Origin of the sequence: Roseivivax halodurans JCM 10272, assembly GCF_000521785.1 — a bacterium.
Classification (GTDB): Bacteria; Pseudomonadota; Alphaproteobacteria; order Rhodobacterales; family Rhodobacteraceae; genus Roseivivax; species Roseivivax halodurans.
This window is the reverse complement of sequence record NZ_JALZ01000008.1, coordinates 1-14241: the sequence shown is the minus strand read 5'-3', so window position 1 is coordinate 14241 and position 14241 is coordinate 1. Positions and strand designations below refer to the sequence as shown.

The 14241-nt window shown below is 65.4% G+C and carries 13 protein-coding genes; 9 read left to right on the top strand and 4 right to left on the bottom strand.

What is annotated here, in order from left to right; all coding sequences use genetic code 11:
- Nucleotides 1–14 precede the first annotated feature (14 nt).
- The 9 genes from OCH239_RS09245 to OCH239_RS09205 all read left to right on the top strand — a co-directional run bounded on the left by OCH239_RS09245 (nucleotide 15) and on the right by OCH239_RS09205 (nucleotide 7268).
- Nucleotides 15–1103, top strand: a complete 1089-nt coding sequence (locus OCH239_RS09245; RefSeq protein WP_037261524.1) for an ABC transporter ATP-binding protein — start codon at nucleotides 15–17, stop codon at nucleotides 1101–1103.
- Nucleotide 1104: 1 nt separating this feature from the next.
- The gene (locus OCH239_RS09240) at nucleotides 1105–2196 is read left to right on the top strand and encodes an ABC transporter ATP-binding protein (RefSeq protein WP_037261521.1); all 1092 of its coding nucleotides are present in this window, start codon (nucleotides 1105–1107) and stop codon (nucleotides 2194–2196) included.
- Nucleotides 2193–3065: a carbohydrate ABC transporter permease gene (locus tag OCH239_RS09235; RefSeq protein WP_037261519.1), complete on the top strand. Its 873-nt coding sequence runs from the start codon at nucleotides 2193–2195 to the stop codon at nucleotides 3063–3065. The genes OCH239_RS09240 and OCH239_RS09235 overlap by 4 nt, the downstream gene beginning before the upstream one ends.
- Nucleotides 3065–3955: a carbohydrate ABC transporter permease gene (locus OCH239_RS09230; protein WP_051489398.1), complete on the top strand. Its 891-nt coding sequence runs from the start codon at nucleotides 3065–3067 to the stop codon at nucleotides 3953–3955. Before OCH239_RS09235 ends, OCH239_RS09230 begins: the two co-directional genes overlap by 1 nt.
- On the top strand, nucleotides 3955–4287 hold the full coding sequence (locus OCH239_RS09225; protein WP_037261516.1) for an SH3 domain-containing protein: 333 nt from the start codon (nucleotides 3955–3957) through the stop codon (nucleotides 4285–4287). The genes OCH239_RS09230 and OCH239_RS09225 overlap by 1 nt, the downstream gene beginning before the upstream one ends.
- Before the next feature lie 61 nt (nucleotides 4288–4348).
- Nucleotides 4349–4621, top strand: coding sequence for a DUF2160 domain-containing protein (locus OCH239_RS09220; RefSeq protein WP_037261514.1), 273 nt, complete (start codon nucleotides 4349–4351; stop codon nucleotides 4619–4621).
- Between the two features lie 37 nt (nucleotides 4622–4658).
- Nucleotides 4659–6380: an ABC transporter substrate-binding protein gene (locus OCH239_RS09215; protein ID WP_211241977.1), complete on the top strand. Its 1722-nt coding sequence runs from the start codon at nucleotides 4659–4661 to the stop codon at nucleotides 6378–6380.
- A 158-nt stretch (nucleotides 6381–6538) separates the two neighbouring features.
- Nucleotides 6539–6823 carry a hypothetical protein gene (locus OCH239_RS09210; protein WP_037261510.1) on the top strand — a complete coding sequence of 95 codons (285 nt, stop codon included), beginning with the start codon at nucleotides 6539–6541 and terminating at the stop codon, nucleotides 6821–6823.
- 34 nt (nucleotides 6824–6857) lie between these two features.
- Complete coding sequence (locus OCH239_RS09205; protein ID WP_037261507.1) at nucleotides 6858–7268, top strand: c-type cytochrome; 411 nt, start codon at nucleotides 6858–6860, stop codon at nucleotides 7266–7268.
- A gap of 7 nt (nucleotides 7269–7275) precedes the next feature.
- Here OCH239_RS09205 and OCH239_RS09200 read toward each other — a convergent pair whose 3' ends face one another.
- The 4 genes from OCH239_RS09200 to OCH239_RS09185 all read right to left on the bottom strand — a co-directional run bounded on the left by OCH239_RS09200 (nucleotide 7276) and on the right by OCH239_RS09185 (nucleotide 14128).
- Nucleotides 7276–7635, bottom strand: coding sequence for a rhodanese-like domain-containing protein (locus OCH239_RS09200; protein ID WP_037261504.1), 360 nt, complete (start codon nucleotides 7633–7635; stop codon nucleotides 7276–7278).
- Nucleotides 7636–7732: 97 nt separating this feature from the next.
- Nucleotides 7733–10303: an HWE histidine kinase domain-containing protein gene (locus OCH239_RS09195; protein WP_037261501.1), complete on the bottom strand. Its 2571-nt coding sequence runs from the start codon at nucleotides 10301–10303 to the stop codon at nucleotides 7733–7735.
- A complete protein-coding gene (locus OCH239_RS21680) occupies nucleotides 10272–10748 on the bottom strand; it encodes a heme oxygenase-like domain-containing protein (protein ID WP_157577838.1) in 477 nt (158 codons plus the stop codon). Before OCH239_RS21680 ends, OCH239_RS09195 begins: the two co-directional genes overlap by 32 nt.
- Nucleotides 10749–11050: 302 nt before the next feature.
- A complete protein-coding gene (locus tag OCH239_RS09185; RefSeq protein ID WP_037261863.1) occupies nucleotides 11051–14128 on the bottom strand; it encodes a valine--tRNA ligase in 3078 nt (1025 codons plus the stop codon).
- Nucleotides 14129–14241 lie beyond the last annotated feature (113 nt).

Here is a 14241-nt window from a genome sequence, read left to right as displayed (position 1 = left end):
AAGGGGAGGACAACATGACGCTGACGCTCGAGAACGTCTCGAAGGTCGTCGGAAGCGACACGCATATCCATCCGACGGACATGGTGCTGGAGCCCGGCACGATGAACGTCCTGCTGGGGCCCACATTGTCGGGAAAGACGTCGCTCATGCGCCTCATGGCGGGCCTCGACCAGCCCGCCACGGGCCGCATTCTCTGGCAGGGTCAGGACGTGACCGGGATGCGGGTCCAGGACCGCAAGGTCGCCATGGTCTACCAGCAGTTCATCAACTACCCGTCGATGACCGTCTACGAGAACATCGCCTCTCCCATGCGCCTCCTTGGGCTCAAGCGCGACGAGATCGACGCCAAGGTGCGGGAGGCGGCGGCTCTGATGCAGCTCACGCCGATGCTGGACCGCAAGCCTTTGGAATTGTCCGGCGGCCAGCAGCAGCGTTGCGCGCTCGCGCGGGCTCTGGTGAAGAACGCGGGCCTCGTGCTGCTCGACGAGCCCCTCGCGAACCTCGACTACAAGCTCCGCGAGGAGCTGCGGGCCGAGATCCCGCGCATCTTCGAGGAATCGGGCTCGATCTTCGTCTACGCCACGACCGAGCCGGAGGAGGCGCTGCTGCTTGGCGGACGCTGCGCGACCCTCTGGGAGGGACGGGTGACTCAGTTCGGCCCGACGCCGATTGTCTACCGCAAGCCCTCCGACGTCACGACGGCGCGCGTCTTCTCGGACCCGCCGATGAACTTCCTGCGCGTCGAGAAACGGGGCGACAGCTTCTCTTTCCCCGACGGTCAGTCCGTACCCGCCGCGACCATCGCCGGAGGCGTTCCGGACGGGGTCTACACGGCCGGATTCCGGCCCAATCATCTCGCTCTCGAAGCGCCGTACGGGACGGGCATGACCTTCAAGGCCACCCTGAGCGTGACCGAGATCACCGGCTCCGAAACTTTCATCCATCTCGACCACCACGGCGAGAGGTGGGTCGGTCTGATCCACGGCATCCGCGATCTGAAGGCCGGGGAGGTGCTGACGGTGCATCTCGATCCGTCCCACGTCTATCTCTTCGACGAGAGTGGCGCGCTGGCCCAGGCTGCGCCCTATGCGGAGGCTGCCTGACATGGCCAAGATCACGCTCGACAACCTTGCGCATTCCTACCTGCCGAACCCTCAGACCGAGGACGACTTCGCGCTGAAGGAGTTGAACCACGATTGGCAGGACGGGGAGGCCTACGCGCTTTTGGGATCCTCGGGCTGCGGCAAGTCCACGCTGCTTAACATCATTTCGGGCCTCCTGCGTCCCTCGCACGGCCGGGTGCTTTTCGACGGGAAGGACGTGACCGACCAGGCCACCGCCGAGCGCAATATCGGGCAGGTGTTCCAGTTTCCGGTGGTCTACGACACGATGACCGTGCGCCAGAACCTCGCCTTTCCGCTGCGCAATCGCCGCATGCCGACCGAGGAGATCGCGCGCCTCGTCCAGAAGGTCGGCGCGATGATCGGCATGGAGGCCGAGCTCGATCGTAAGGCGCGAGGGCTGACCGCGGACGCCAAGCAGAAGATCAGCCTCGGGCGCGGCATGGTCCGCGAGGACGTCAACGCGCTCCTCTTCGACGAGCCGCTGACCGTGATCGACCCGCACATGAAGTGGGAGCTTCGGACCCAACTGAAGAAGCTCCATCAGGATTTCGGCCATACGATGATCTACGTGACCCACGACCAGACCGAGGCGCTGACCTTCGCCGACAAGGTCGTGGTGATGTATGACGGGCGCGTGGTGCAGATCGGCACGCCGCAGGAGCTATTCGAGCGGCCGGCGCACACCTTTGTCGGCTACTTCATCGGCTCTCCCGGCATGAACGTCTTCGACGCAAAGGTCGACGGCATGCAAGCGCGGATCGGGGAGGCGGCGATCGCGCTGCCCGCGCATCACACCACCGGAAGGGGTCGCGTCCAGATCGGCGTACGCCCCGAATTCGTCAGGCTCCATGCCGGCGGCGAGGGTATTCCGGCCTCCATCCACCGGATCGAGGACGTGGGGCGGCACAAGATCGTACGGCTGGAGGCGGCAGGCGGAGAGTTCAACGCGCTCCTGAACGAGGGGGCCGCGGTACCTGCCGGAGCGGACCGCATCACCTTCGATCCTGCCGGTATCAACGTTTACGAGAATGACTGGCGGGTCGCTCCGTCCGGGCGGAGGGACGCGGCATGAACAAGACGGTCAATCAGAAGGCCTGGTTCCTGGTCCTGCCCGTGCTGGTGCTCGTCGCGTTCTCGGCGGTGATCCCGCTGATGACGGTGGTGAACTACTCGGTGCAGGATACCTTTGGGAACAACGTCTTCTTCTGGAACGGTATCCGCTGGTTCGAGGACATGCTCGCCTCCGAGAGGATGTGGAACGCGCTTGGCCGGCAGGTCGTGTTCTCGTCGATCATCCTTGCCATCGAGGTGCCTCTCGGCGTCTTCGTCGCGCTCAACATGCCCAAGAAGGGCTTCTGGGCGTCGTTCTGCCTCGTCCTGATGTCGCTGCCGCTGCTGATCCCGTGGAACGTCGTGGGCACGATCTGGCAGATATTCGGGCGGGTCGATATCGGGCTGCTGGGCCACACGCTCGACGCCATCGGCATCGATTACAACTACACTCAGGGCTTCTTCGCCGCCTGGACCACGGTCATCGTGATGGATGTCTGGCACTGGACGTCGCTCGTCGCGCTTCTCGCCTATGCCGGGCTCCAGTCGATACCGGACGCCTATTACCAGGCCGCCAAGATCGACCAGGCGTCGCGCTGGGCCGTCTTCCGCCACATCGAGCTTCCGAAGATGATGGGCGTCCTGATGATCGCGATTCTCCTGCGCTTCATGGACAGCTTCATGATCTACACCGAGCCGTTCGTCGTGACCGGCGGCGGTCCGGGCAACGCCACCACGTTCCTCTCCATCGACCTCGTGAAGATGGCGCTGGGGCAGTTCGACCTCGGGCCCGCGGCAGCGTTCTCGCTGATGTACTTCCTCGTGATCCTCGCGGTCTCCTGGGTCTTTTACACCGTGATGGTCAACCTCGACAAAAGGGAGGGCCGGTGATGGCCGACACGACCGCAGCCCCCGGCGCCGCGTCGATCCCCGGAGACGTCAGCGCGGCGCGCAACCGCGCCACCACTGCGCGCCGCTTCCGCCCGAACGGGTCGGCCATCGTCATGGGCCTCTATCTGCTCTTCCTGATGCTGCCGATCTACTGGCTCATCAACATGAGCCTCAAGACCAACACCGAGATCCTTGGCACCTTCTCGCTCTGGCCGCGGAACCTGACCTTCGAGAACTACGTGACGATCCTGACCGACGCCTCGTGGTACATGGGCTACGTCAATTCGCTCATCTACGTGCTGATGAACACGGTGATTTCTCTCGCCGTGGCCCTGCCGGCGGCCTACGCGTTCTCGCGCTACAGCTTCGTCGGGGACAAGCACCTGTTCTTCTGGCTTCTGACGAACCGGATGGCGCCTCCGGCGGTCTTCGCCCTGCCGTTCTTCCAGCTCTACTCGTCGGTCGGGCTCTTCGACACGCATATCGCTGTGGCGTTGGCGCATTGCCTCTTCAACGTGCCGCTGGCGGTCTGGATCCTCGAGGGCTTCATGCGCGGCGTGCCGAAGGAGATCGACGAGACCGCCTATATCGACGGCTATTCCTTCGGGCGGTTCTTCGTGAAGATCTTCATGCCGCTGATCGCGAGCGGCATCGGGGTCGCCGCCTTCTTCTGCTTCATGTTCTCCTGGGTCGAGCTGCTGCTCTCGCGCACGCTCACATCGGTCGACGCAAAGCCCATCGCCGCCACCATGACCCGCACGGTCGGCGCGGCGGGCATCGACTGGGGCGTCCTCGCCGCCGCCGGGGTGCTGACGATCATTCCGGGCGCGCTCGTGATCTACTTCGTCCGCAACTACATCGCGAAGGGCTTTGCCCTCGGGAGGGTTTGATGCCGAACACATCTGTCACGCTCGCAGGTATCGCAGCGCTTGGGCTCGCCACGCTCGGAGCCGATGCGGCCCAGGCGCAGGCTGCGGAGCCCTGGGAGGCCGCGTGCATCATGCGGCATCTCGATCCGAACGGGGACGGTTTCCTGTCCGTCCGCGCCGGTCCGGGCTCGCAGCATCGCGAGATCCTCCGCGTCCGCAACGGTGACTCGATGCCGATCGACACGCGCAAGTGCCAGGGCGACTGGTGTTACGCCGAGAGCATCAACAAGGACGGGCAGCGTCTGAACCAAACCGGCTGGTTCCATACCGGCTGGTGCGAGATGATTCCCTGATGGATTACACGGCGCCTGCAAGTAACCGAATTGGCCCCGTCACGATCAGGGAGGATGACTGATGGCATGGATGGCATGGACCTGGCCCACCGCGGCCTTCTTCGCGGTCATCGCGAGCCTGCTGATCGTCTTCACCGTGCTTGCGGTGAAGTTCCCCGAGACCCCGCGGCGCGGGGTGCTCGGGATCGAGACGACGCGCGGCGACAGGCTCTTCATCACGCTGCTCGGCTCGGCGTTTCTCAATCTCGCGTGGCTCGGCTTCGAGGTCGCTCCTCAGCCCTACGCGCTTCTCGCATGTCTCGTCTACGCGGCGGCGGTCTTCCGCTTCGTGTGACGCGCATCATCAACGGTTCGATCAAGGGAGGAACCTCATGAACCTGACGTTGAAATCGACCACCGCGATGGCGGTGGCGCTGGGGCTGGTCGGCGGGCCAGCCTTCGCGGACATGGAGGCGGCGCGAAGCTTCCTCGACGAAGAGATCGGCGATGTCTCCACGCTCACCCGCGAGGAGCAGGAAGCCGAGATGCAGTGGTTCATCGACGCTGCCGAGCCGATGCAGGGGATGGAGATCAACGTCGTCTCCGAGACGATCACCACGCACGAATACGAAAGTCAGGTGCTCGCACCGGCCTTCACGGCGATCACCGGGATCACCGTGAACCACGACCTCATCGGCGAGGGTGACGTGGTCGAGCGGCTCCAGGTGCAGATGCAGTCGGGCAACAACGTCTATGACGCCTACGTCAACGACAGCGACCTGATCGGCACCCACTGGCGCTACGGCCAGGCCCGCAACCTGACCGAGTGGATGGAAGGCGAGGGCGCGGACGTGACGTCGCCGACGCTCGACCTCGACGACTTCATCGGCACCCAGTTCACCACCGGGCCGGACGGCAACCTCTACCAGCTGCCCGACCAGCAATTCGCGAACCTCTACTGGTTCCGCTACGACTGGTTCAACGACGAAAAGAACCGCACCGACTTCCAGAACGAGTACGGCTACGAGCTGGGCGTTCCGGTCAACTGGTCGGCCTACGAGGACATCGCCGAGTTCTTCACCGGCCGCGACCTGAGCCACATGGGCGTGGATCAGGAGATCTACGGCAACATGGATTACGGCAAGAAGGACCCGAGCCTCGGCTGGCGCTACACCGACGCGTGGATGTCGATGGCCGGCATGGGCGACAAGGGCGAGCCGAACGGTCTGCCGGTCGACGAGTGGGGCATCCGGGTCAACGAGAACTCGCAGCCCGTCGGCGCCTGCGTCGATCGGGGCGGCGCGACCAACTCTCCCGCGGCCGTCTACGCGGTCGACAAGGCGATCCAGTGGCTCCAGAACTACTCGCCGCCGTCCGCGATGGGCATGACCTTCTCCGAGGCCGGTCCGGTTCCGGGGCAGGGCAACATCGCCCAGCAGATGTTCATGTACACCACATTCGTGGCGCCGCTCGTCGACAGCCCCGAGGTGATGAACGAGGACGGCACGCCCAAGTGGCGTCTTGCTCCGAGCCCGCACGGCGTCTACTGGGAAGAGGGCATGAAGGTCGGCTACCAGGACGTGGGAAGCTGGACGATCCTCGACTCGACGCCGACCGACCGCGCCAAGGCCGCCTGGCTCTATGCGCAGTTCGTCACCTCCAAGACCGTGGACGTGAAGAAGGCCGACGTGGGTCTCACCTTCATCCGCGACAGCACCATCAACTCCGACCATTTCACCGAACGCGCACCGCGCCTCGGTGGCCTTGTCGAGTTCTACCGCTCGCCGGCCCGCACGCAATGGTCGCCCACGGGTACCAACGTGCCGGACTACCCCAAGCTCGCGCAGCTCTGGTGGCAGAACATCGGTGACGCCATGTCGGGCGCCAAGGACACCAAAGCCGCGCTCGACCAGCTCTGCGAGGACATGGAGGACGTGATGTCGCGTCTCGAGCGTGCCGGCGTGCAGGGCGATCTCGGCCCGGTCCTGAACGAGGAGCAGGACCCGCAGTACTGGCTCGACCAGCCGGGTGCACCGAAGCCCGCGATCGAAAACGAGGACGAAGAGCCGCAGACCGTCTCCTACGACGAGCTCGTGCAGTCCTGGCAGGAGTAATCTTCTGAAATGTCGAGGCGCGCCGGGAGATCTCCCGGCGCGTTTTTTTGTGGCTGGGCACGGCTGCGCGGATAATCTGCTCGGATATTGACCCCGATCAAGGATCCGCGCCTCGAGACCTCCGATGCTGGTCACGGATCACTAGGGAGGCCCGGCGAATGTCCCATACCGCGCGACGTTTCTACCTCCGAACCTATCGCGCCTGGCTCGAGGCGGACCGGACCTGGCAGCTGACCATCACCGAGGCGAAGCGGCTCGTGCCGGATGCCGAGCGGCGCATCGCGTGGCAGCTCGGCCAGTCCAATTCCCGCGTTCGGCACGCATGGGAGGCGCGTACCCGCGCGATCGAGGTACTGCATCAGGCCCGCGCCGCCTATCTCGCGCAGCACCGCCCCAGATCCCGACTGATCGTCCTGTCACTGCCATCACCCCGCCGTGGCTGATCTTCACCAGCCCATCTCTCGAGGATCGTCACCGATGCGCTCGCTCTGCCTCGCCCTTGCCTTTGCAGGCACGTCCGCCCTGGCTCAGGAGGTCACGGATCCAGGCTCGCCGGAAGCCGGAGAAGATGTGTATTCGGTCTTCTGCCAAAGCTGCCACGGCGCGGCGGGGCGCGGAGACGGCGATTTCGCCGATCTTCTGTCAGTCCAGCCAGCGGATCTGACACAGCTCGCCGCACGCAACGGTGGAGAATTTCCCCAGGTCGAGGTCATGCGGCAGATCGATGGGCGTGCACGTGTCGAGGGGCACGGCGTCATCATGCCGGTCTTCGGGCCGCTCTTCGATCTGGAGGTTGCGATCACCAAGGCCGACAGCGGCCAGCCCATTGTGACAAGCCGTTCGATCGCCGATCTTGCCGCGTTTATTGAGAGCATCCAGGAGGAGTGAGCGCCCGTCAGCCCGCGTTCATGGCCTTCGGAGCGCCGCTCGCCATGTCAATGCCGGTATAGGGAAGGCCTGCCTGCTTCCAGGCACCAAAGCCACCCTCGAGATGCGCGAGAGGCGAGATACCGGCTGCACTCGCCATCTCGGCGACCTTGCCCGACCGCAGTCCCGATCCGCAATGCAGCACGATGCGCTTGGTATCCTGTGCCGGCAGGGCGTCGGGGCGAAAGAAGGCCATCGGCATGAGGAGCGCGCCGTGGATGTGCTCCATCATGTATTCGGGCGGCGTGCGCACGTCGATGAGGACGATCTCGCCTGCATCCAGAGCGGCTTTGACCCGCTCGGGGCTCCAATTCTCGACGTCAGCCATGATCTCTCCTGCCTATGCCGCAAGTGCTGGGGCCGCATCCGGACCCTCGACCCTCAGGATAGCCGACGGGCAGGCCATTGCCACCCGCAGGACCTGGTCAGCCGAAGAACCCGAGCTCGACGAGGGCGGCTCCGATCGTGTCGTTCGAGAACGGTTTCTGGACGATCCGACAGGGCGGATAGATCGCCCGCAGGTCATCCTGTTCGCCGTACCCGGTGGCGAGCAGGAGAGGCACGCCCGCCTTGGCCAGCGCTTCGGCCACCGCCACCGATTGCTCTCCGCCGAGGTTCACGTCGAGGATCGCCACCTCGTAACGCTCGCGTTCGACCTCGCGCAGGCCGTCCCTGACGTTGCCGGCAATGCGAACGTCGCTTGCGCCGAAGTCGCGGAGGATGTCGGCGGCGTCCATCGCGATGATCATTGCGTCCTCGACGACGAGCGCCGGACCGGAGAGCTGCGGTTTGGATTCCGGCGTGCTCTTGTCGACCCGCTGCAGCCGGACGACGTTCTCGGGTTCCGAGAGATAGCGCGGGGGCAGGCGGAACCTCGCGGTTACGCCGGTCATCCTGTAGTCGATTTCGGCTTCGCCGTTCAGCTCGAACGGGATCGAGCGGTCGATGATCGCGCTTCCGAAGCCTCTTCGTTCCGGCGGGCGGACAACCGGCCCCCCGGTTTCGCGCCAGTGGATATCGATCCCTCCGGCGTCGTCGCGCGCGAGGTCTATGGCGACCCGCCCGTTGCGGTCGCTGAGCGCGCCGTACTTCACCGAATTGGTGACCATTTCATGCAGCACCAGCGCCATGGCGCTGTAGGCTTCGGGAGCGAGAAGCACGTCCTCGCCGGTGATCGTGACACGCGAGACCTCTTCGGCATAGGCGCTGATCTCGAGCTTCACGAGATCGGTGAGGGATGTCGGCGACCAGTTCTTGCGCGTGAGCTGGTCATGGGCACGGGCCAGTGCCTGGATCCGGCCGTCGAGACTGCCCGCGAAGCGGTCGAGCGTCGTGTCCTCCCGCCGCGACTGAGAGATCAGCCCGCGCATCAGGTTGAGGATGTTGCGGACCCGGTGGTTGAGCTCGGCGATGAGCAGTTCCTGCCGGTCGTGCGCCCGCTTGCGCTCGGTCGCGGTGTCATCGGCGATGCGGAGAAACACCTCGAGCAGCAGCGCGCGCAGAAGCTCGCCCGCACGGAGTTCCTCCTCGATCCAGGGCGCGGACTGCCCGCGCACGATCTCCTGCCAGGCCTCGAAACTCTTACGTGGATTGAGCCGCGGCCCGTGTGGGCCCTGGCTCACGGATTTCTGGGGTGCGCCCGCCCATTCGACGGTGCGCGCCTCTTCCCGGCGGCACAGCAGCAGGTAGTCCCGGGGCGTGCGCGAAATCGGAATCGCGAGAATCCCGGCACACCGTCCGGCGTAATCCTCGGCAGGTGCGTGCTCCTGCGAGAGATTGTCGGTCGCATAGACGGTGGAAGATGCCGCCGTGTTGAGGAACCGGGTCAGGGATTTCAGCTCCGCGTCGGACGGTGCCGCGCCGGTGCGGGTGACCTCGCCGTTCGACACCAGGACGAGCCCGTCATGCGGGATGGTCTGGTTCAGCGTCTCGGAGACCGACAGAAGGCTCGAAGGCAGATCGCTGCCGTCGGCCAGCTTGCGCATCAGCCGCGCCTGCATGTCGCGGATGCGCGACTCGGTTGCCGTGCGCGTGGTCTCCTGCAGGCGGGTCAGCTCGTAGCTGAAGAGATGCGCGAAAAGCTCGATGGCGGTGCGCTTTTCGAAAGGCACGTAGCGGGGGGAGCGGTGGTGGCAGGCGAAAAGCCCCCAGAGCTCGCCATCCTTGACGATCGACACCGACATCGAGGCTTCGACGCCCATGTTCTTGAGATATTCGATATGGATCGGCGACACGGCCCGCGTGACCGCGAGCGAGAGATCGAGAGGCTCGCCTTCGGGCGAGCGCTGCGGCACGATCTCGACGCCCGGATCGTCGACATCCGCGATCAGGCGCAGGAGGTTTCGCTTGTAGAGTGCGCGCGCCTGGGCGGGGATGTCAGACGCCGGAAAGCGCAGTCCGTTGTAGCTCGCGGCCGCCCCGATCTTGGATTCCGCGATGACCTTGCCAGACTGGTCGGGCTGGAACTGGTAGACCATCACGGAGTCGAAGCCCGAAAGGGCCTGGACCGCCCGGGCACCCTCGTGCGCGACGCTTGCGAGATCGCCCGCGTCCCGAACCTTCTGCAGCAGCGGGTAGGTCTCGGCGAGCGCGTCCCGATCGCTGCCGCCCTGCTGCGGCTCGAATTCGAGGATCAGGTGACGGCCGCTCTGATGCACGGACAGATCGAAGCTCCGCTCACCCAGAGCAAAGCCGAAGATGCGCGTCGAGCGAACTCCGGTCTCCAGAGTGCGCAACCTGTGCCGAACGTGCCGGATCGCGTCGCCCGGAAGGATGTCGGTGAGCGGACGGCCGAGCGGGTCGCGCGCCTCCTCCAGTCCGAGCACCTCGGCAAGATTGCCTGAGGCGTGCTGCACCATCCAGTCAAAGGACACCGCGACCAGAGCGCCATAGCTCTGGACGCGGCCCAGAAGATGAATGGGCTCGCGGGCGCAATTCTCGAGATCGACCTCGGTGACGAGGTGATTATCCTTCGGATTGGCGGAGGAAGTCGTCATGTGCGTCGTCTCTCGTCATTGTCCACGCGAGCGCCGCCGCCGCCCGGTGAAGGTCGAAACCGGCGCGCGCATCCTGCACGATGCGCTGCGCCCGGTGAGAAGTCGGGTCCACCCGGTCAAGCCGGGCGCGGAAGTCGCGCCAAGCCCGTCCGGCCGGGGGAAGTTCGAAGGCCCGGGGCAACGGACAGCCCGCCTCGGTCGCTCTGCGCGCGAGAAGGGTCGTGCCGGCCCGTGAGCCAAGGGTGAGATATCCCACTGCAAGAGTGTCGAGCGGGCGAGAGGCCGGCAGATCGGGCAGAGGGGCTTGCCCGCGTGATCTGCAATCGGCGTCCAGCGCTGCGATCATCTCGGCCAGCGCCTCGCCCTCTTCCGGGGTCGGATCACCGGCTCTGGCCGCGTCCATCGCCCGGCAGGCGATGAGTTGAGCGGCAAGAAACCACTGCAAGTGCCGTGCAGGATCCTCCAGAACGCCCGAAAAGGCTTCTTCGGTCGCCAAATGCGCGTCAGACGTGGCGCACCGAAGACTGGCGCGCAAAGATCGCGCGCCCTCCGGTCCGAGTGCGTTCGGGCCCGGTACCGTCGCGGTACCCGGCCCGGAGTGAGTGAACGTGTCCAGCAAACCTGATCTCGTGGCTGTCAACGAAGCCGAACGTATATTGCCTGCCCGAGGTATTAAAGCCGTGACATTCGACTGTGTCCTATTTGGCTGACAATCCAGGCCGGAGGTCGGGATTGCAGGAATTGGTCTCATCCGATCTCACGCAGTCGGGCGAGCGCCGTCTCCAGCGTATGCTCCTCCTCGCGCCGGGCGGAGAGGTTGCCCCGGGTCTCCTCGATCACGTCTTCGGGCGCGCTGTCGACGAATTTCGGGTTTGACAGGCGCTTGTCGAGGCCACCGATCTCCTTCTGAAGCTTGGCGAGCTGCTTCTCGAGACGTCCCATCTCGGCCGCGACATCGACGACGCCGTCGAGAGGCATCCCGAAGGTCGCCGCGCCCACCGGGATCGTGACCGTTCCCTTGGGGAAGCCGTCGGTCTCTTCGAGCGTATCGATCCGCGCGAGGCGCGTGATGAGGGCCTCGTTCGCCTGCCAGGCCCGGCGACCGTTCTCGTCGAGCCCGGAGACCAGCAGCTTCACCTTCAGGGAGGCCGGCACACGCATCTGCGCCCGGGCCGAGCGCACGCCTTCGATCAGCGCGATGACCCAGGTCATCTCGCGCTGCGCATCCGCGTCGACGAGATCGGCCGCGCTCTCCTGCGGCCAGTCGCCATGAACCAGCATCTTGTCGCGGCTTCCGAGCGTGCCCCAGAGCTCCTCGGTGATGAAGGGCATGAACGGGTGCAGCATCAGCAGGCACCGGTCGAGCACCCAAGCGGTGGTCGCCTTGGTCTCGGCCACGACCGCTTCATGGTCGCCTGCCAGCAGCGGTTTCGAGAATTCGACATACCAGTCGCAGACGATCCCCCAGACGAAGGCGTAGAGCGTGTTGGCCGCGTCGTTGAAGCGGAAGGCGCCGATGGCGGCATCCACCTCTTCGCGCACGCGCGCCGTCTCTCCGATGATCCAGGCATTCGCCGTCGCAGTCGCCTTCGGCGCTTCGCTCGGGCCCTGGTGGCCCTCGAAGACGCCGTTCATCTCGGCGAAGCGGCAGGCGTTCCAGAGCTTGGTGCCGAAGTTCCGATAGCCCGCAATGCGGTCCTTGGAGAGCTTGAGGTCGCGCCCCATCGCCGCCATCGCGGCAAGGGTGAAACGCACCGCATCCGCGCCGTATTCGTCGATCAGATCCAGCGGGTCGAGCACGTTGCCGAGCGACTTCGACATCTTCTTGCCCTTCTCGTCGCGAACGAGGGCATGGACGTAGACCGTGTCGAAGGGCCGCTCGCCGACCACGGCGTATTGCATCATCATCATCCGGGCGACCCAGAAGAAGATGATGTCGAAGCCGGTGATCAGCACGGAGGTCGGGAAGTAGCGCTTCAGCGCGTCGGTCTCCTCGGGCCAGCCGAGCGTGCCGATCGGCCAGAGTCCCGACGAGAACCACGTGTCGAGTACGTCGGGATCGCGGAAGACCGGGATCGCCTTGACGCCCTGCGCCTGCCGTATGGCGCCCTCGTCAGTCCAGTTGTCTAGGTAGGCTCGGAACAGCTCCAGCGCCTCGGTCTCGTCGGCAGTCACGCGGAACTCGGCATCGTCGCCCCACATGGCGCGCAGCTTCTTAAGGGCTTCTGCTTCGGACGCGGCGCAGACGTGATGCCACTCGCTGCCGCCCGCGGGGTTCGGCGCGTACCAGACCGGGATCTGGTGGCCCCACCAGAGCTGGCGCGAGATGCACCAGGGCTCGATGTTCTCGAGCCAGTGGAAATACACCTTCTTGTCGCGCTCTGGCAGGATCTCGACGGTACCGTCGCGCACCGCGTCGAGTGCCGGGCCGACGATCTGGGTGGTGTCCACGAACCACTGGTCGGTCAGCATCGGCTCGATCACCACCTTGGAGCGGTCGCCGAAGGGCTGCATGATCGGCTTGGTCTCGACGAGCGGCACGAGTTGTTCGTCGCGCGGCTCGCCGCCTTCCTCGGGCGCGGCGGGGGGCTTGGTGCCGAGCCGCGGGTCGGTTGGCGGAACCATGACGGCGAGGCCTTCACCGGTGATCTGCTCGACAACCGCTTTGCGCGCCTCGAACCGGTCGAGGCCGCGCAGATCGTCGGGCACGAGATTGACTGCGTCGGCTTCGGCCTCGGTCAGGGTGCGCTCACCCTTCGCGACGGCCATCGCGGTCTCCGCGGCCTCGGCATAGGAGGCGCCGTCGTCCCGCATCCGCGCCGCCGTATCCATCAGGCGGTAGCAGGGAATGTCGCCGCGCTTGGCGACCGCATAGTCGTTGAAATCGTGCGCGCCGGTGATCTTCACCGCGCCGGAGCCGAAATCGGGGTCGGGGTATTCGTCAGTGATGATCGGGATGAGCCGGCGATGCTCCTTCGGCCCGACCGGGATCTCGCAGAGCTGGCCGACGATGGGTGCGTAGCGCTCGTCCGAGGGATGCACCGCCACCGCGCCGTCGCCCAGCATCGTCTCGGGCCGGGTTGTCGCGATCGAGATGTAGTCGCGCTCCTCCTCGAAGAGCACGTTTCCGTCCTCGTCCTTTTCGACATAGGTGTATGTCGCACCGCCCGCGAGCGGGTATTTGAAGTGCCACATGTGACCGGGCGTCTCGACGTTCTCGACCTCCAGATCCGAGATCGCCGTCTCGAAATGAGGGTCCCAGTTCACCAGTCGCTTGCCGCGGTAGATGTATCCCTTGTCGTAGAGATCGACAAAGACACGGATCACCGCGTCGTGGAAGTTGCCGTCCTCGCCCTCGGGCGCCTGCGGGGCGCCGGACATGGTGAAGGCGTTGCGCGACCAGTCGCACGAGGCGCCGAGCCGTTTCAGCTGATTGATGATCGTTCCGCCGGATTCCTGCTTCCAGTCCCAGACCTTTTCGAGGAACGCCTCGCGGCCCATCTCGCGGCGGCCCTGGTTACCCTCCTGCGCGAGCTTGCGCTCGACGACCATCTGCGTGGCGATGCCGGCATGGTCCTGACCCGGCTGCCAGAGGGTGTCGTGCCCCTGCATCCGGTGCCAGCGCACGAGAATGTCCTGCAGCGTGTTGTTGAACGCGTGACCCATATGCAGCGAGCCCGTCACGTTCGGCGGCGGGATCATGATTGAGAAGGTCTCGGCTCCCGGCTGCGCGTTCGCGCCGGCGGCAAAGCTGCCCGCCTTGTCCCATGCGTCGTAGAGCCGTGCCTCGGCCTCGGCCGCGTCGAAGGTCTTGTCCATGGCCATGTCTGTCGTCCCGTCGCTGGCGCGCCGCAGGGCGCGCGTCATTGGTCCGGGACCGTCTAGCGAAGCGGGGCGGGAAGGAAAAGCGGAGGATGCGGCGACGCCAGGGAGGAGGA